At 64.2% G+C, this 17,848-nt stretch carries 11 protein-coding genes and 1 pseudogene; 9 read left to right on the forward strand and 3 right to left on the reverse strand.

Annotation, left to right across the window (positions count from 1 at the left end; translation table 11 throughout):
* Positions 1–19 precede the first annotated feature (19 nt).
* The 8 genes from xdhA to G0Q01_RS16035 all read left to right on the forward strand — a co-directional run bounded on the left by xdhA (position 20) and on the right by G0Q01_RS16035 (position 10,210).
* On the forward strand, positions 20–1,399 hold the full coding sequence (xdhA, locus tag G0Q01_RS16000; RefSeq protein ID WP_164196703.1) for a xanthine dehydrogenase small subunit: 1,380 nt from the start codon (positions 20–22) through the stop codon (positions 1,397–1,399).
* The gene (locus G0Q01_RS16005; RefSeq protein ID WP_164196704.1) at positions 1,396–3,876 is read left to right on the forward strand and encodes a xanthine dehydrogenase molybdopterin binding subunit; all 2,481 of its coding nucleotides are present in this window, start codon (positions 1,396–1,398) and stop codon (positions 3,874–3,876) included. Before xdhA ends, G0Q01_RS16005 begins: the two co-directional genes overlap by 4 nt.
* Positions 3,866–4,813 carry a xanthine dehydrogenase accessory protein XdhC gene (gene xdhC / locus G0Q01_RS16010; RefSeq protein ID WP_164196705.1) on the forward strand — a complete coding sequence of 316 codons (948 nt, stop codon included), beginning with the start codon at positions 3,866–3,868 and terminating at the stop codon, positions 4,811–4,813. Before G0Q01_RS16005 ends, xdhC begins: the two co-directional genes overlap by 11 nt.
* Positions 4,783–6,303, forward strand: a complete 1,521-nt coding sequence (locus G0Q01_RS16015; protein WP_164196706.1) for an ABC transporter ATP-binding protein — start codon at positions 4,783–4,785, stop codon at positions 6,301–6,303. The genes xdhC and G0Q01_RS16015 overlap by 31 nt, the downstream gene beginning before the upstream one ends.
* Before the next feature lie 150 nt (positions 6,304–6,453).
* Positions 6,454–7,539: an ABC transporter permease gene (locus G0Q01_RS16020; RefSeq protein WP_164196707.1), complete on the forward strand. Its 1,086-nt coding sequence runs from the start codon at positions 6,454–6,456 to the stop codon at positions 7,537–7,539.
* Positions 7,539–8,447, forward strand: a complete 909-nt coding sequence (locus G0Q01_RS16025; protein ID WP_164196708.1) for an ABC transporter permease — start codon at positions 7,539–7,541, stop codon at positions 8,445–8,447. The genes G0Q01_RS16020 and G0Q01_RS16025 overlap by 1 nt, the downstream gene beginning before the upstream one ends.
* A gap of 60 nt (positions 8,448–8,507) precedes the next feature.
* A complete protein-coding gene (locus tag G0Q01_RS16030) occupies positions 8,508–9,581 on the forward strand; it encodes a BMP family ABC transporter substrate-binding protein (RefSeq protein WP_108967875.1) in 1,074 nt (357 codons plus the stop codon).
* 140 nt (positions 9,582–9,721) lie between these two features.
* The gene (locus G0Q01_RS16035) at positions 9,722–10,210 is read left to right on the forward strand and encodes a YdcF family protein (RefSeq protein WP_203595048.1); all 489 of its coding nucleotides are present in this window, start codon (positions 9,722–9,724) and stop codon (positions 10,208–10,210) included.
* A 20-nt stretch (positions 10,211–10,230) separates the two neighbouring features.
* On the opposite strand, the gene G0Q01_RS16040 is transcribed toward G0Q01_RS16035, so the two are convergent.
* Positions 10,231–10,662, reverse strand: coding sequence for a DUF1489 domain-containing protein (locus G0Q01_RS16040; protein WP_164196709.1), 432 nt, complete (start codon positions 10,660–10,662; stop codon positions 10,231–10,233).
* A 222-nt stretch (positions 10,663–10,884) separates the two neighbouring features.
* Here G0Q01_RS16040 and G0Q01_RS16045 point away from each other — a divergent pair, with 222 nt between their 5' ends.
* The gene (locus G0Q01_RS16045; protein WP_164196710.1) at positions 10,885–13,173 is read left to right on the forward strand and encodes an adenosylcobalamin-dependent ribonucleoside-diphosphate reductase; all 2,289 of its coding nucleotides are present in this window, start codon (positions 10,885–10,887) and stop codon (positions 13,171–13,173) included.
* 1,078 nt (positions 13,174–14,251) lie between these two features.
* Here the strand turns inward: G0Q01_RS16045 and G0Q01_RS16050 are convergent.
* On the reverse strand, positions 14,252–16,900 hold the full coding sequence (locus G0Q01_RS16050) for an ATP-binding protein (RefSeq protein ID WP_164213617.1): 2,649 nt from the start codon (positions 16,898–16,900) through the stop codon (positions 14,252–14,254).
* 594 nt (positions 16,901–17,494) lie between these two features.
* Positions 17,495–17,773 (reverse strand): annotated as a pseudogene (locus G0Q01_RS16055) (IS5/IS1182 family transposase); the annotation flags it as partial.
* Positions 17,774–17,848: the final 75 nt, after the last annotated feature.

Raw genomic sequence — 17,848 nt, forward strand, 5'->3', positions numbered from 1 at the left:
AAGGCGGCGGGTCATCAAAATGGACATCTCCTTTCTTCTGAACGGGGAAAGCGTGGTGCTGCGCGACGTGTCTCCCACGCGCACGGCGCTCGACTGGCTGCGCGAGGAGCGCGGGCTTCGGGGCACCAAGGAGGGCTGCAACGAGGGCGACTGCGGCGCCTGCACGGTGATGGTCACCGATGCGCGCGGCAGCCGGGCGGTCAACGCCTGCATCCTCTTCCTGCCGCAGCTGCAAGGCAAGGCGCTGCGCACGGTCGAGGGCATCGCCGGCCCCGACGGCACGGCGCACCCGGTGCAGCAGGCAATGGTCGATCACCACGGCTCGCAATGCGGCTTCTGCACGCCCGGATTCGTGGTGTCGATGGCCACGGCGCATCTCAATGGCGACACCGGCCATGACGACGCGCTGGCGGGCAACCTCTGCCGCTGCACCGGCTACGCGCCCATCGTCCGCGCCGCCGAGGCCGCGGCAAGCGCGCCCGTGCCCGAGTGGATGAGCGCCGAAGGAAATCTGCTGGCGGACAGCGCCCCTCTGGCGGCGGCTCCCGAGACCGCGCCCGAAACCGCCGACGCGCTGGCGCGCCTTTACGAGGCCACCCCCGACGCCACGCTGGTCGCGGGCGCCACCGACGTCGGCCTCTGGGTCACCAAGCAACTGCGCGAGCTGGACAAGGTGATCTTCCTCCATCGCTGCGCCGACCTGCAGCAGATTGACGTCTCGCAGGAGGCGATCCGCATCGGCGCGGGGGTCACCATGGACCGCGTCCTCACGCTGATGAAGGACCACTATCCCAGCTATGCCGAAATGCTGCGCCGCTACGGCTCGGCGCAGGTGCGTGCGGCGGCGACGATCGGCGGTAATATCGCCAATGGCTCGCCCATCGGGGACAACCCGCCCGCGCTCATCGCGCTCGGCGCGACGCTACACCTGCGCAAGGGAGGCACGCGGCGCGACATGCCGATCGAGGACTTCTTCCTCGACTACGGCAAGCAGGACCGCCAGCCCGGCGAGTTCGTCGAGGCGGTGACGATCCCGCGCAAGGCGGACCGGCTCCGGGTTTACAAGCTCTCCAAGCGCTTCGATCAGGACATCTCGGCCGCCTGCGGCGCCTTCTGGATCGAGGTCGAGAGCGACAGGGTGGCCGAGGCCCGCATCGCCTTTGGCGGCATGGCCGGAACACCCAAGCGCGCGCCCCATGTTGAGCAGGCGCTGATCGGCAAGCCCTGGACCGAGGACACGGTGATGGCGGCGTCGAGGGAGTTCGACGCGGACTATCAACCGATGAGCGACATGCGCGCCAGCGCCGGCTACCGGCTGGAGGCCGCGCGCAACATGCTGATCCGCTACCTGATCGCCGATCTCGGCGTGGCCACCGATGTGCGCGGGGTGCGGGCATGAGCGTCTCCAAACCGCTGCCGCATGACGCGGCCCCGCTGCATGTCTCGGGCAAGGCCCGCTACATCGACGACATCCCGGTGCCGGCGGACTGCCTGCATCTCGCCTTTGGCCTCTCGACCATTGCGGCGGGCAGGATCACCGAGATCGACCTCGGCGCCGTCCGCGCCGCCCCTGGCGTGGTGAAGGTCTGGGAGGCCAAGGACCTGCCCTCGGACTGCGACTGCTCGGCCTCGCTGCACGACGAACCGCTGCTTTCGGACGGGACCATCCACTACCTCGGGCAGCAGATCTTCCTCGTTGCCGCAACCAGCCACCTCGCCGCGCGCAAGGCGGCGCGGCTGGCTAGGATCACCTACGAGCAGCACGAGCCGATCCTCACCATCGAGCAAGCGCTGGCGGCGGACAGTCGCTTCGAGGAGGGCCCGCGCATATGGGAAAAGGGCGATGCTGCCGAAGCGCTGAAAGCCGCGCCGATCACGCTTGAAGGCTCGCTCGAAATGGGCGGGCAGGAGCATTTCTACCTCGAGGGGCAGGCGGCGCTGGTGATGCCGCAGGAGAACGGTGATCTGGTGGTCGCCAGCTCCACCCAGCACCCCACCGAGATCCAGCACAAGGTCGCCCATGCGCTGCACCTGCCGATGCATGCCGTGCGGGTCGAGACCCGGCGCATGGGCGGCGGCTTCGGCGGCAAGGAGAGCCAGGGCAATGCGCTGGCCATTGCCTGCGCCGTCGCGGCGTCGGAAACCGGGCGTCCGGCGAAAATGCGCTACGACCGCGACGACGACATGATGATCACCGGCAAGCGGCACGACTTCCGGATCGACTACACCGTCGGCTTCGACGAGACGGGTCGCCTGCAGGCGGTAGACTTCCGACAGTACACACGCTGCGGTTGGGCACAGGACCTTTCGCTCGCCGTGGCCGACCGCGCCATGCTGCATGCCGACAACGCCTATGACATCCCGTCGCTGCGGGTCGAGAGCCACCGGCTGAAGACCAACATGCAAAGCGCCACCGCCTACCGCGGCTTCGGCGGTCCGCAGGGGCTCTTCGGCATCGAACGGGTGATCGATCACGTTGCCCACCACTTGAAGATCGACCCGCTGGAGCTGCGCCGCCGCAACTATTATGCCGACCTCGCCCCCGCAGGGGCGGCAGCGGAAACTGTCCCCGCGGGGACGGCAGAGGAGAGCGTCCCCGCGGGGACGTCGGCCAAGGGTGTCCCCGCGGGGACAGAGCCGCTGGCGCATGACGACAGCGACGATCTTGCCTCGCGCGGGGCGCTCGCCGGCGCAGGCGACGCGCCGGCCGCGCCCTCGGCGCCGCCTGTCCCGGACGCACCGCAGATGACCCACTATGGCCAGCCGGTCGAGGATTTCATCCTCGGCGCGATGACCGCGAAGCTGGCAGAGACCAGCGACTACGCGGCGCGGCGCAAGGCGGTGGATGCGTGGAACGAGAGGAACCCGGCGCTCAAGAAAGGGCTTGCCATCTCGCCGGTGAAGTTCGGCATCTCCTTCACGCTGACCCATCTCAACCAGGCCGGGGCGCTGGTGCACGTCTACCAGGACGGTTCGATCCAGCTCAACCATGGCGGTACCGAGATGGGGCAGGGCCTCTTCCAGAAGGTGGCGCAGGTGGCCGCCGCGCGCTTCGGCGTGCCGCTCGAGATGGTGAAGATCACCGCCACCGACACCGGCAAGGTGCCCAACACCTCGGCGACGGCGGCCTCTTCGGGCTCGGACCTCAACGGCATGGCGGTGAAGGCGGCCTGTGACACGATCCGCGACCGCATGGCCGCGCATTTGGCCGAGCTGCACCAGGACCTGCCCGGGAACGTCCGCTTCGAGGGCGGCAGGGTGCATGTCGGCGGCACCGACATTGCCTTCGAGGAGGCGGCGGTGCTCTGCTACCAGGGGCGCGTGTCGCTGTCGTCGACGGGCTATTACAAGACGCCCAAGGTCGACTGGGACCGCATCCGGGGGCAGGGGCGGCCGTTCTTTTACTTCGCCTATGGCGTGGCGGTGACCGAGGTGGTGCTCGACACGCTGACCGGCGAGAACCGCATCCTGCGCGCCGACATCCTGCACGACTGCGGGGCCTCGCTGAACCCGGCGCTGGACATCGGGCAGATCGAGGGCGGCTACGTGCAGGGCGCGGGCTGGCTGACCACCGAGGAACTGGTCTGGGACGACAAGGGCGCGCTGCGCACCCATGCGCCCTCGACCTACAAGATCCCCGCCTGCTCGGACCGGCCCGAGGTGTTCAACGTCGCGCTCTGGGACGGTCGCAACCTCGAGGAGACCATCTATCGCTCCAAGGCCGTCGGCGAGCCGCCCTTCATGCTGGGCATCTCGGCCTTCCTCGCGCTGTCGGACGCGGTGGCCTCCTGCGGCGACGACTATCCCGACCTGATCGCCCCGGCGACGCCGGAGAACCTGCTGGCCGCAGTACGGAGGCTGCGCCATGGGGTTTGACCTTGCCGGGCTGAAGGCTGCTGTCGCCGCGCATGGGCGTGTCGCCCGCGTGGTGATCGCCGAGGTCTCGGGCTCGGCCCCGCGCGAGGTCGGTTGCGCCATGCTGGTCTGGGACGAGGCCGACAAGCTGCGCCAGAGCGGCACCATCGGCGGCGGCGCGCTGGAACTCATGGCTGCGGAGCAGGCGCTGCGCGGCCCGGGGCTCACCCGCCATCCGCTGGGGCCGGGGCTGGGTCAATGCTGCGGCGGTGCCGTGGTGCTCTGGACCGAGGTGTTCGACGCCGCTGGCGTCGCGGCGCTGGAGGGGCAGGAGATCGTTGCGCGCGGGCAGGGCGAGCGCCCGCTCGCGGTGCAACGGCTGATCGATCGCGCCCGCGCGCAGGGTCGCGCGCCCGAGCCGCAGCTTGTGCAGGGCTGGATGGTCGAGCCGTTGGCGCGGCCCGCCCGGCAGCTTTGGATCTGGGGCGCGGGCCATGTCGGCCGGGCCATGGTACAGGTCATGGCGCCACTCCCAGAGCTGGCGATCACCTGGATCGACACCGCCCTCGAGCGCTTCCCCGAGGCGGTGCCGATGGGCGTCACCCTGCTGCCCGCCGCCGATCCGGCACGCGCGGTGCGCCATGCGCCGCAAGAGGCCGAGCATCTCATCCTCACCTACAGCCACGAGATCGACCTCGCGCTCTGCCATGCGCTGCTGACCCATGGGTTTGCCTTCGCCGGGCTGATCGGGTCGGAGACCAAATGGGCGCGTTTCCGCAGTCGGCTCAGGACGTTGGGTCATGCAGATGCCCAAATAGCTCGCATTTCTTGTCCTATTGGTCAAAAAACATACGGGCGTCACCCGCAGGCGATTGCCATCGGCGTGGCCGGACAGCTATTGGGGCAGAAAAAAGGGGACGGGACGGCGTGGCTACACTCCTCAGCATCCGGGGCCTGACCAAGGCCTACCCCGGCGTCGTGGCCAATGACGATGTCTCCTTCGACATCGGCAAGGGCGAGATCCATGCGCTGCTCGGCGAGAACGGCGCAGGCAAATCGACGCTGGTGAAGATGATCTTCGGGCTGGTGAAGCCCGACGCGGGCGAGATGGTGCTCGATGGCGCGGTCTATGCGCCCGGCAAGCCGTCAGACGCGCGCCGTTCGGGCGTGGCCATGGTGTTCCAGCACTTCTCGCTCTTCGAGGCGCTGGACGTGGCCGAGAACGTGGCGCTCGGCATGGAGAACCCGCCGAAGCCGCGCGACCTTGCGCGGCAGATCCGCGAGGTCTCGGAAACCTATGGGCTGCCGCTCGATCCCACGCGCACCGTCGGCACGCTCTCGGCGGGCGAGCGCCAGCGCGTCGAGATCATCCGCTGTCTGCTGCAGAACCCGCGCCTGCTGATCATGGACGAGCCGACCTCGGTTCTGACCCCGCAGGAGGTGGAGATCCTCTTCCAGACGCTGAACAAGCTGCGCGCCGAGGGCACCTCGATCCTGTACATCTCGCACAAGCTCGAGGAGATCCGCGCGCTTTGCGACGAGGCGACGATCCTGCGGCTCGGCAAGAACGTCGGCACCTGCACCCCGCGCGAAGTCACCGCCCGGCAGATGGCCGAGCTGATGGTCGGCTCGAGCTTCAACGCCCCCGAGGCACGGGCGGGCGAGAAGGGCGAGGTGCTGCTGCGCACCGAGGGGCTTTCGCTGCCCGCGCCGGGCGCCTTCGGCACGCCGCTGCGCGAGGTCTCGCTCGAGGTTCGCGCCGGTGAGGTGCTGGGCATCGGCGGGGTTGCCGGCAACGGCCAGGACGAGCTCTTGATGGCGCTTTCCGGCGAGCGGCTGGCGCCGGCGGGCACGGTCTTCTTCAAGGGGCAGGACGTGAGCCGCCTCGGCCCTGTCGCGCGCCGCGACGCCGGTCTGCTGTCGGGGCCCGAGGAACGGCTCGGCCATGCCGCGGCGCCCAACATGAGCCTGACCGAGAACGCCGTGCTGACTGGCGCGCGCCGCGAGGGGCTGGTGCAGGGCGGCTTCATCGACTGGGGCAAGTCAAAGAGCTTCGCCGAGAAGGTCATCGAGCGCTTCGACGTGCGCACCCCCGGGCCGGGCACCGCGGCGCGGGCGCTTTCGGGCGGCAACCTGCAGAAGTTCGTCGTCGGGCGGGAAATCCTGCAAAACCCCGACGTCTTCATCGTCAACCAGCCGACCTGGGGCGTCGACGCCGCTGCCGCCGCCGCGATCCGCCAGGCGCTGCTCGATCTGGCCGCCAAGGGCGCGGCGATCATCGTCATCAGCCAGGATCTCGACGAGTTGATGGAGATCTCGGACCGCTTCGCGGCGCTCAACGAGGGGCGGCTCTCGCCCGCCCGCGCCGTCGCCGAGCTCGACATCGAGAAGATCGGCCTGATGATGGGCGGGGCGCATGATATGGAGGTGGCCCATGTCGATGGCTGACCCCCGGCGCTGCGCCGCCTGGCTGGCGACGGAATTGCGCACTTGTGAAGAGAAGAAGCCCGTAGGCCTCTTCCTCACCAGCGCTTCGTCTCTTTTCAAATACGCACGGTGCGTCGGTGCAAGCTGCGCGGCGCCGGTGGGAGGCCCGCAATGATCCGCCTCGAGAAACGTCCGCAGCCGTCGCGGCTCTGGACCATCGTGACGCCGCTTCTGGCCGTGGTGCTGACCATGGTGGTGGGCGGCATCATGTTCGCGCTGCTCGGCAAGCCGCCGCTGGAGGCGATCCGCACGATCTTCTGGGACCCGCTGTTCCACCCGCAGTTCGCCGGCTACTCGCGGCCGCAGCTGCTGGTGAAGGCGGGGCCGCTGATCCTCATCGCCATTGGCCTCTCGATCGGCTTCAAGGCGGGGATCTGGAACATCGGCGCCGAGGGGCAGTACATCATGGGCGCCGTGACCGGCGCGGCCGTGGGGCTGGCCTTCTATCCGTCCGAAAGCGTGCTGCTTTTCCCGCTGATGGTGGTCGCGGGCGCGCTTGGTGGCTGGGCCTGGGCGATGATCCCGGCGGTGCTCAAGACCAAGCTCGGGACCAACGAGATCCTCGTGTCGCTGATGCTGGTCTATGTGGCCGAGAACATCCTCGCCTCGGCCTCGGCGAGCTGGCTGCGCAGCCCCGAAGGCATGGGCTTTCCCGGCTCGCGCAACTTCAAGCAATGGCCGGCGGTCCACAATGACGAGCTGATCGCCGGCACCGGCATGCATTGGGGCGTGGTCGCGGCCTTCATCGCGGTGATCGGTGCCTACGTGCTGATGGCGCGGCACATCCAGGGCTTCAACATCCGGCTCACCGGCGAGGCGCCGCGGGCGGCGCGTTTCTCGGGGGTGAGCCCGGCGCGGATCGTCTTTCTCTGTCTTGGCATCTCGGGCGCGCTGGCGGGCATGGCGGGGCTCTTCGAGGTCACCGGCCCGGCGGGGCAGATCACCATCGACTTCAACTCAGGGTATGGCTTCACCGCGATCATCGTCGCCTTTCTCGGGCGGCTGCACCCGGTGGGCATCCTGCTGGCGGGGCTTCTGATGGCGCTGACCTATATCGGCGGCGAGTTGGCGCAGCTGATGCTCGGCCTGCCGGGGGCGTCGATCCAGCTGTTCCAGGGGATGCTGCTGTTCTTCCTGCTGGCCACCGACGTCTTCACCAATTACCGCATCCGCTTTGCCAAGAGGGAGCTGGCCTGATGGATCCCGTACTTCTTGTCGCCTCGATCATGGTCTCGGCGACGCCGATCCTGCTGGCGGCCATCGGCGAGATGGTGGTGGAAAAGGCCGGGGTGCTGAACCTCGGGGTCGAGGGCATGATGATCACCGGCGCGGTGGTCGGCTTCGCGGCTGCGGTGAGCACCGGCTCGCCGGTTGTCGGGTTCCTGGCGGCGGCGCTCGCATCGGCGGTGCTCTCGCTGAGTTTCGGCTTTCTGACTCAGGTGCTGCTGTCGAACCAGGTGGCGACGGGGCTTGGCCTGACGCTGGTGGGCCTGGGGCTGTCGGCGCTGGTCGGGGCGGGCTTCGAGGGCGTGCGCGCACCGGGCATGGGCAAGCTGTGGATCCCCGGGCTCGCCGAGATCCCGGGGATCGGCCCGATGTTCTTCCGCCATGACTTCATGGTCTACGTGAGCCTCCTGCTGGTCGCGGCTGTCTGGGGCTTTCTCAAGTATACCCGCGCCGGGCTGATCCTGCGGGCGGTGGGCGAGGACCACGAGAGCGCGCACGCGCTCGGTTACAAGGTGGTGCGGGTGCGTATGGCGGCGATCTTCTTTGGCGGGGCCTGCGCCGGGCTCGGCGGGGCATACGTCAGCCTCGTGCGGGTGCCGCAATGGACCGAGGGGATGACCGCGGGGGCGGGCTGGATCGCGCTGGCCATCGTCGTCTTCGCCAGCTGGCGCGCGTTTGGCGTGCTGATCGGCGCCTATCTCTTCGGCGGCGTCACCGTGCTGCAGCTGAACCTGCAGGCGGCGGGGGCCAAGGTGCCCGTCGAGCTGCTGTCGATGTCGCCTTACCTGATCACCATCCTCGTGCTGGTGATCATCTCGGCCCGCGGGGTGCATGGCGCGCCCGGATCGCTGGGCCGCTCTTTCCACGCCTCCGCCTGAGCGGGGCATAGACCCAATCCGGGGACCCGGACAATGTTGAAGACAGGGAGTCCAACCACAATGAAACGCAGAACGCTTCTCGCCTCGGCCGCCGTCGGCCTCGCCCTTGCCGCCGCGCCGGCCTTCGCGCAGGACGTGCCGAAGATCGGCTTCGTCTATGTCGGCCCGGTGAACGACGGCGGCTGGTCGCAGCACCATCACGAGGCCGCGGTGAAGATGAAGGAGCACTTCGGCGACTCCATCGAGATGATCGAGCAGGAGAGCGTGCCCGAGGGGGCCGACGCCGAGCGCGTGCTGACCCAGATGGCGCTCTCGGGCGCCGATCTGATCTTCACGACCTCCTTTGGCTACATGGACCCGACGATCAACGTCGCGGCGAAGTTCCCGGACGTGAAGTTCGAGCACGCGACCGGCTACAAGACCGCCGACAACGTCTCGGCCTATTCGGCGCGCTTCTACGAGGGCCGCGCGATCACCGGCTACCTTGCCGGCGCGATGACCAAGTCGAACAAGATCGGCTACATCGGCTCCTTCCCGATCCCGGAAGTGATCCGGGGCATCAACTCGTCCTACCTGCACGCCAAGAAGGCCAACCCCGACGTCGAGATGTCGGTGGTCTGGCTGTCGACATGGTTCGACCCGGCCAAGGAAGCTGACGCGACCCAGGCGCTGCTCGACCAGGGCGTCGACGTGGTGCTGGCGCATACCGATAGCACCGCGCCGCTGTCGGTGCTGGAAAAGGCCGGCGGCTTCGGCTTCGGCCAGGCGGGCGACATGTACGACTATGCGCCCGAGCCGCGCCTCAGCTCGATCATCGACGAATGGGCGCCCTATTACATCGACCGCGTCCAGGCGATCATCGATGGCACATGGGAGAGCCAGAACGTCTGGCAGGGCATCGGTGACGGCATGGTCGGCATCGGCGAGATCACCGGCCCGGTGCCGGAGGACGTGAAGGCCACCGTGCTGAAGATGAAGGACGACATCTCCTCGGGCGCTTACCATCCGTTCACCGGACCGATCAACAAGCAGGACGGCTCGGCCTGGCTCGCCGAGGGCGAAGTGGCCGACGACGGCACGCTGGCTGGCATGGACTTCTACGTCGAAGGGCTGACCGCCGAGATCCCGAACTGATCCGCATCGCCGGGTGAGAGGAACGCCGCCGGGATGTCCCGGCGGCGTTTTCTTTTGGCGCGGGGCGTGCTTCGCTTCGGGCGGCGCAGGCGAGCGGCGTCGCCGGATTTGCGAATTTGGGAAGAGAATAGGGGCGGGCAATGCGCGGGGAACGGGTGGCGCTGGTGCTGGGCGCGGCGGTCTGGGCCGGAGGGCGCGCCTCGCCGACGTTGGAGCGCCGGGCGCTTCATGCGGCGGGGCTCTGGCGGTCGGGGGAGGTGTCTGCGATCCTCGCCTCGGGCGGTGTCGGGCGGCACGCCCCCTCGGAGGCGGCGGTGATCGCCCGGCTCTGCCGCGAGGCCGGCGTGCCGGAGGCGGTGCTGATGTTGGAAGAGCGCTCAACCAGCACCGAGGAGAACCTTCGGTTCTCGCTGCCGCTGCTGCGGGAGGTTGGGGCGGGAAGCGTGGTGATCGTCACCGACGGGTTCCACGCGCCCCGCGCCCGGCTGGCGGCGCGGCGGCTGGGGCTGGCGGCGCTGGGGCCGCTCAGCAGCGACTCGCCCCGCGTGCCGCTTTCGGCAAACCGGGTGAAGGTGGGGCTGCGGGAGGTGCCCGCGTACCTGTGGTACGCGCTGCGGCTGCGCGGCTGAGCGGGGAGGGGGTGCGGAGGCTAGAGAACGCCGATCTCGGCCAGGGCGCCAGCCATTTCGGGCGGCAGCTCGTCATCGTCCTCGCGGGCGGCCGAAAGATCGGGCGGTGCGTCCTTGGGATCGAGATAGCGCCAGCCCTGGAAGGGGCGGCGCGGGCTGGTGGCGACGCGGTGAATCTCGGGGTCGAGCACCAGCGCGCAATGCCGCGTGCCGTCGTGTCCGGTGACCTCGTCGAGCCGCAGCACGCGCTGGCGGCATTGGATCAGCCCCTTGAAAACCCAGTAGATCGAGCCGCCGTTGAGCAATTCTGCCTCGCGCTTCGGCCACATGCGGGTGATGTGGCAGGGCAGGCGGTCGGCGGTCTGCGCAGCGCGTCCAGATTGCCAGGCGGCCAGCGTCTTGACGCTTTCGGTGCCGACGCTGAGCTTGATCAGATGGGTGAACTTATCCACGGAATGCTCCACAGAGTCCTCAACAGGATGAGACAGATATTGTAGTCTTTGCGACAGCGGCTTCAAGCAGTGGTAGGCTGATCGCGGAAAAACGTGTACCCTTACGTACCGCGCGTTCTTGCATCGGGCGGCGGTCGCGAGTAGGCACACCGCCCTGCCACCCGCTGCGCTGCGCTGCTGCCGCGCCCTCGAATTGACGAGCCAACAAGGAAGTCTGCTGCCATGACTCGCTTTGCCGCCCCCATCGCCGAACAGATCTGGGACATGAAATACCGCTTCAAGGAGGCGGACGGCACCCCGATCGACCAGAGCGTCGAGGACAGCTGGCGCCGCATCGCGCGCGCGCTCGCGTCGGTCGAGACGGATGCGGACGCCTGGGAAGAGAAGTTCTACGGCGCGCTCGAGGACTTCCAGTACCTGCCCGCCGGCCGGATCACCGCCGGCGCCGGCACCGCGCGCTCGGTCACCTTGTTCAACTGCTTTGTCATGGGCACCATTCCCGACAGCATGTCCGGCATCTTCGACATGCTCAAGGAGGCCGCGCTGACCATGCAGCAGGGCGGGGGGATCGGTTATGACTTCTCGACCATCCGTCCCAAGGGCGCGCATGTGGCGGGGGTTGCCGCCGATGCCTCGGGTCCGCTGTCGTTCATGGATGTCTGGGACGCAATGTGCCGCACGATCATGTCGGCGGGCTCGCGGCGCGGTGCTATGATGGCGACCATGCGCTGCGACCACCCGGACGTGGAGCAGTTCATCTCGGCCAAGGCCGACAGCGCGCGGCTGCGCATGTTCAACCTTTCCGTGCTGGTCACTGACCCGTTCATGGAAGCGGTGAAGGCGGACGGATCGTGGGACCTGCAGTTCGACGGCAAGGTCTACCACACGGTCAAGGCGCGCGACCTGTGGAACAAGATCATGAAGGCCACCTACGATTATGCCGAGCCGGGGGTGATCTTCATCGATCGCATCAACAAGGCGAACAACCTCAGCTACATCGAGCAGATCGCCGCAACCAACCCCTGCGGCGAGCAGCCGCTGCCGCCCTATGGCGCCTGCCTGCTGGGCTCGATCAACCTTGCGCGGCTGGTGGACACGCCTTTTGAACCCGGCGCGGAGATCCCCGAGTCCAAGCTCGACGAGCTGGTCGCGCTGGCGGTGCGGATGATGGACAACGTCGTCGACGCCTCGAACTTCCCGCTGCCGCAGCAGGCCGAGGAAGCCCGCAACAAGCGCCGCATCGGCCTTGGCGTCACCGGGCTTGCCGACGCGCTGCTGATGATGGGGCTGCGCTACGGCACGGAAGAGGCCGCCGCGCAGACGGAGAGCTGGCTGAAGCGCATCGCGCGTGCGTCGTATCTGGCTTCGGTCGAACTGGCCAAGGAAAAGGGCGCCTTCCCGCTCTTCGACGCCGAAAAGTTCCTTGCCTCGGGCAACATGCTGCAGATGGATGACGACGTGCGCGAGGTGATCCGCACCCATGGCATCCGCAACGCGCTGCTGACCTCGATCGCGCCCACCGGCACCATCTCGCTCTACGCGGGCAACGTGTCCTCGGGCATCGAGCCGGTGTTTGCCTATGCCTACACCCGCAAGGTGCTGCAGAAAGACGGCACCCGCACCGAGGAAGAGGTGGTCGATTACGCCGTGCAGATGTGGCGCGACAAGTTCGGCGATGCCGAGCTGCCGGACTATTTCGTCAACGCGCAGACCCTGGCCCCGCTCGAGCATGTGCGCATGCAGGCGGCGGCGCAGAAATGGATCGACAGCTCGATTTCCAAGACGATCAACTGCCCGGAGGACATTTCCTTCGAGGGCTTCAAGGACGTCTACATGGAAGCCTACGAGACCGGCTGCAAGGGCTGCACCACCTACCGCCCGAACGACGTGACCGGCTCGGTCCTGTCGGTCTCGGAAAAGACCGAGAAGACCCCGGCAGAGACGCCCGCCGTGGTCACCGAGAGCGAAGGTGGCGGCGCCGAGGTGGTCTATATGTCCGAGCCGCTCGACCGGCCGCAGTCGCTCGAGGGGCACACCTACAAGCTCAAGTGGCCCGACAGCGAGCACGCCATCTACCTCACGATCAACGATATCATCGTCGGGGGTCACCGCCGTCCGTTCGAGGTCTTCATCAATTCCAAGAACATGGAACACTACGCCTGGACCGTGGCGCTGACGCGGATGATCTCGGCGGTCTTCCGCCGCGGCGGCGACGTCTCCTTCGTGGTTGAGGAGCTCAAGGCGGTCTTTGATCCGCGTGGCGGCGCCTGGGTGCAGGGCAAGTACATCCCCTCGATCCTCGCGGCGATCGGCGGGGTGATCGAGAAGCACCTCGTCGCCACCGGCTTCCTCGAGGGCGAGGGCAAGGGGCTGAAGGCCGACCCGACGGCGAAGGTCGTGGGCCTCGATGCACCCCGAGGCAAGGCCTGCCCGTCCTGCGGCCAGTTCTCGATGATGATGGTCGAAGGCTGCATGACCTGCTCGAGCTGCGGTCACTCGAAGTGCGGCTGAGGAGCTGAGGGGTCAAAGAGTCAGAGAAAGCAGATGAATGCGCAAACGGAAGCATAAGTCTGCGCAAGGGGTGTCAAGGGCGAAACGTATCGCCTCGTGTCTTTGGACTGCTCTCTGAAGGGCGTTGATAGAGGTGCTGGAGCAGACGCTCCGGCGCCTTTCGCGTATGAAGGGGATGTGCGGTTCGTGAAATGACGTCGCGGAGGGCCGTCGTGCCGTCGCTATGCGCTCCTGGGCATGGCGCAGCGGCGCTCGCGATGGTGAGACCCTGAACACAAGGTTGCTTTGAAACGGTGGAAGCTCTGACGAAGACTATGATGCAGACGCAAACTGTCGCTACGATCCTGAACCGATATCAGCGTCGGAGAAATTGTCAGGTGCCCATCACGGCAACCGATGTCTACGCCGACACCATTGCGCGCGTCTGTGGAGAAGGCGTTGACCTCGACCCGGTCGAACGAGGCCTTATCCACCTCAAGCGTCAGAAGGTAATTTCTGGCCGAAGACTGGTCGCCCTCCTTGGCCGCCACCAGCGCGAGATCAGACCTGAGTGACGCCTCGCGGGGGCTTCCTGGGCCAGTTGACACAACGCTACCCAAGAAGACGCTGAGCGTCGCGGCTCTGGGAACAGAGTGATGGCTTCAACCGGCCCGTAGACACCGCTCACGTCCGGCGCAGGAAGGCGAACTGACCTGCCTCGAAGGGCGGGGTGCGGTCGTTCGCCGCGGTCGCGAAGGCACTCCAGCCGCACTGCGGAAGCGGACATTCAAGCGAGAACCAAGGCCGGAACTCACTCGATCGACACTAGGGGCGGAGTGCGGAGCTTTGCTGCTCTTGTCACGAACGGCAAAGACGCGCCGGTTAGTTGACGGTCGTCGCGCCGCCCTGACTAGACAGGGCGGCGCGGGAAAAGGTCGATCAGGCTACCTGATCTCGTTGGACAGGTGCGTGCACCAACAAAAGACGATCAGATGTTCAGCCGTTTATTTCTTTGTCGAGGCCCGCAATGCTCATACAGCGCCTCTGAACCGCCTTTGACGATGCAGACAGACGATTGATTGCGCGAAGCTCAAAAAAACTACGACCCAGTTCCTCGACTTAAAATCAATACCCATCGCTTGCCAGAGAGACTCGGAATTGTGGTTGAGAATATTGGTTCTTGCGAAAACCTGCATTCGATTTTGCTGCCCCATTTCCTGGAGAGTAATTCAAGCATCGAACGACCTGCCGGCCAAACTTTGTAGAGCCTATCGAAAGATATCTCTCCGGAGCCAGTATTTTTAACCCGCTTTGAATCGTCTTCGTTGTCGAATATACGTCTGGAGCCCCTAGCCGTAACGAAAAATTTATCTACCGTTTGAGCTTCGAAAAACTCTGCTGTCAGTGCTGAGTAGCCCAAAACTTCTATGTAAGTATCGTACCTAAACGATACCGGAAGGTAAACGGAAGTCAGGCGCTCTATATGTGGGAGTATATCTGAAATGCTCTTCGGTTCTCCTTGATGTAAAGTGAATGGAAGCCCAGAGCACTTACCAAGCACCTGGTAATAAAATGAAGCAAGTTGCATTTGGTCGGAGTTTTTCAACTTTGAAGTATCAATCATCGCGAACTGATCTTCCAGCCAAGCATCTATTGCTTCGTACGTCGCAATGATAGTTGATTGGTCTCGCGCGGCCCGCTCTGTTCTCGCTTCCGCTACACCTATGTATGGAATTCTTGCTTGGGATTGAGATTCAAGAGTGTGAGCGCTTTCTGATGAAATAATACCACCCACAGATACCACCCCAAAGCTCGGAGACTCTTCGTGAATTATGCTTATTATATCCAGCGCAGCAATCCCGTATGCATCTCCATCAGGCCCCTTAATTGGCTTCAGTGAAGCTGTTAGATCGAAGTATCCAAGAGTAGCCTCATGCTCAGAAATTTCTAAGTCTCTAGTAAGTTCCTTCACGTTCGAACTGTATAGATTTGGGGAGTGCGAGAATTCACTCCCATTTCGATTATCTTTAAAAGACACAGAAACATCTAGGAAGGCGCACATATAACGCAGCCTTCGCCAGAGTTGCATGCGATCCGAATGAGTTCTTCGGCGTCTCGTGGGGCGATAATAACCAATATGTGGCTCATCTTCATCATCCTTGAAGTCATCCACGGCTGACTTGGCTACGATTAACGTCACTCTAGTATTAATCCCGTAGGGCAGCTCATCCCGTGATCCTCTCATAAGGAGGGGACGACTTGCCAAACCGCGAAAGTCGAGGACATTTATGTCTTCAAGGCCCTGATCATAGCGCCTAGAGGCAACTTTAACCCTTTCGGTCATCTCGAAGACAGAGAAAAACCCGATGCCAAATTTCCCTATAACCTTAACTTTCTTAGACTTCAGGCCAGGAAATTCCTCTTTGAGGAGATCTGAGTTCCAAAATGATTTACCAAAATCCACTAAAGCGGTGCTTATCACATTCTCGCTCATTCCGATCCCATCATCGTCAATCTGAATGAGCGCGAGCTCCTCATCTGACTCATAATGGTCGATCGTTATTGAGACCTTCCCAAGCTCCCTGCTTTGACCGACAATTGCTCGCTTCGCTCGGATGGCGTCGACGGAGTTTTGTATTAATTCCCGAAAGGGGACGTCCTTAACCATGCCGTAAAGATTTCGGCCTCCTAGCGTTTTCGCAATCAGCAGAGGGTTAGATATTCGGACGCTAGCGTCAATAGGTCGCCAATGGTCGGTTCTAACTCGCTCCGAAAAGTCCGCAGGTGTTGTTACGCCAGATACTCGTCCAGCCGTGAACAACTGCTCTCCCATATCCCCAAGGATAGCATTCGATGCTTTTAGCTCTGCGTCGAGAACAAGAGCTAGATCATAGGCTATCCACCAGGAATCGGCCTCTTGAATTGAGAATGGAGATGACGAGGTGAAATTAATTGCATCTTTGGTGCGGGTGAGGCGATTTAACTTAGCTTGAGCCTTCCAATGTAGATCAGAGTACCCTGTAGGTCCGAGGGCAGCATATGTCATCAGCGGTGCGCGTGTCCGGTCAACTTGGGCGGCATCTGCACACCTAATTAGGCAAGCCAGTTTGCGTTCGTTTAAAGTCCAGTCAGGTGGAAGCTTGTGGCTGCCTCCGATTTGCTGCTGAAGGTCTGCTTGAACGCGAGATGCGCTCCAATGATGGCTGTGCGCCACCCGGCCAATAACCTCACCGAACGATTGTCGAAGTTCGCTATCCTCAATAAGATAGATAGTACCTGATATAGGCGACGCCCACTCTCTACGGCAAAGCGTTGACGCCTGCTCTGCATGTAGATTGCGCAGTACCTCGAAAAGTATATGGTCTTCATTTTCACCATCTCTTTGCCCTGAGGCCGCATCTTTCCATAAGAGCGTCTCTCGCAATCCGGCTCTTCCATTCGCGTAGGAAAGAGTGGTCAAACCTGCATCGTGCACGAGCGCTGCAGCGCCGAATACAAATGCTTCGGCTGGATTCAGTTTCCAATTATCTCCAGAAATTAGGTCCGCTGCCTCCCAGAGTGCGTCAAGATGGGTGACATCGTGCACTGTGAGGCCTTTGCAGTCAGCGGGGATGTGGGCTACGAGCTGAGCCACCTTATCCCGCATGCTAAGCAGTTGCTGCTTGAGGAGATTGCGCGCATCCTCATCTCGTTCGCCAGGTTGGACCTCAAAGGCCTCCCGCCACAGCCTAGTACTCATAAATCCCATTCACGCCTCACATAGCATTCTTAGATATCGTGTCTGCTCGCAAGAAACGTCGCACGTTTACTTCTTTGATTTCAAAGCTCTCAGTGAAATTTTCGGCCAAGAACCACTCGATGTAGATTATAGGCATCAGGCCGAGCGTCGCTTGATTTGCAGTATAGGGCGAACGATCACACGCGCTGCGGCCTGCGCGAACGTCCGAACCGGCTGTCCTTGGTCACCCCTGCGTTCAAGATGAGAAGCAGCTAGGGGCTCTAGGGGATCAATCGCTGCGTTTTGTAATAATGGCGGGTTCCGGGGCGCGCACCAAGCGGGGCAAAGTCCGGTCATGTACTTAGCGGCCGCTCGTCCAATACGCAGCGAACGTCGGCTTCCCGCCCTACGTGTCGCTGCCGGGATTGAAGTGCGGCGAGCACGGAGGGCAGATAAGGTCCGCTCTGCCGACCTTCACCCTAGGATAATGCTGCAAGGTGGACGAACGGCCGGTCTAGTGGAGCCGCACCGCAGCGGCCAGTTCGGGTGCTAAAGGCAGGTCAGGGCCGAGGCTGTGTGGAAACTGGCCGACAGGGGTTATCGGCTGCTGGTTGGTCGCGGTCGAAGATGCGTCTCGGTATCGACCGCGGTCTGGACTTTGTAACCGACCATGCCGCTGTGCCGGGCGCTGGTCGCCATGGCGCGGGCATCGGGATCCGTCAGCGAGATCTGCCCGTCGGGCGTATCGGTCAGGGCCTGTTCCATTGCCTTCAGCCGGGCAATCTCCTGCCGGATGCGACCGTAGCGGCGGGCGAGATGGGCGACCTTGTCAGCCCGGGCTTCACCCTCTTCCTGGCGGTCGATACGGGCCATGTCATCGACATACCGCGAGACATCGGCCTGTTGATTTCCACCCAGAACTGACCCGGGGTTTCCATCGAGAAGTGACCCACCTTGGATTATGCTGAGCGGGTCATG

The sequence above is a fragment of the Salipiger sp. PrR007 genome (assembly GCF_010499845.1).
GTDB lineage: Bacteria > Pseudomonadota > Alphaproteobacteria > Rhodobacterales > Rhodobacteraceae > Salipiger > Salipiger pacificus_A.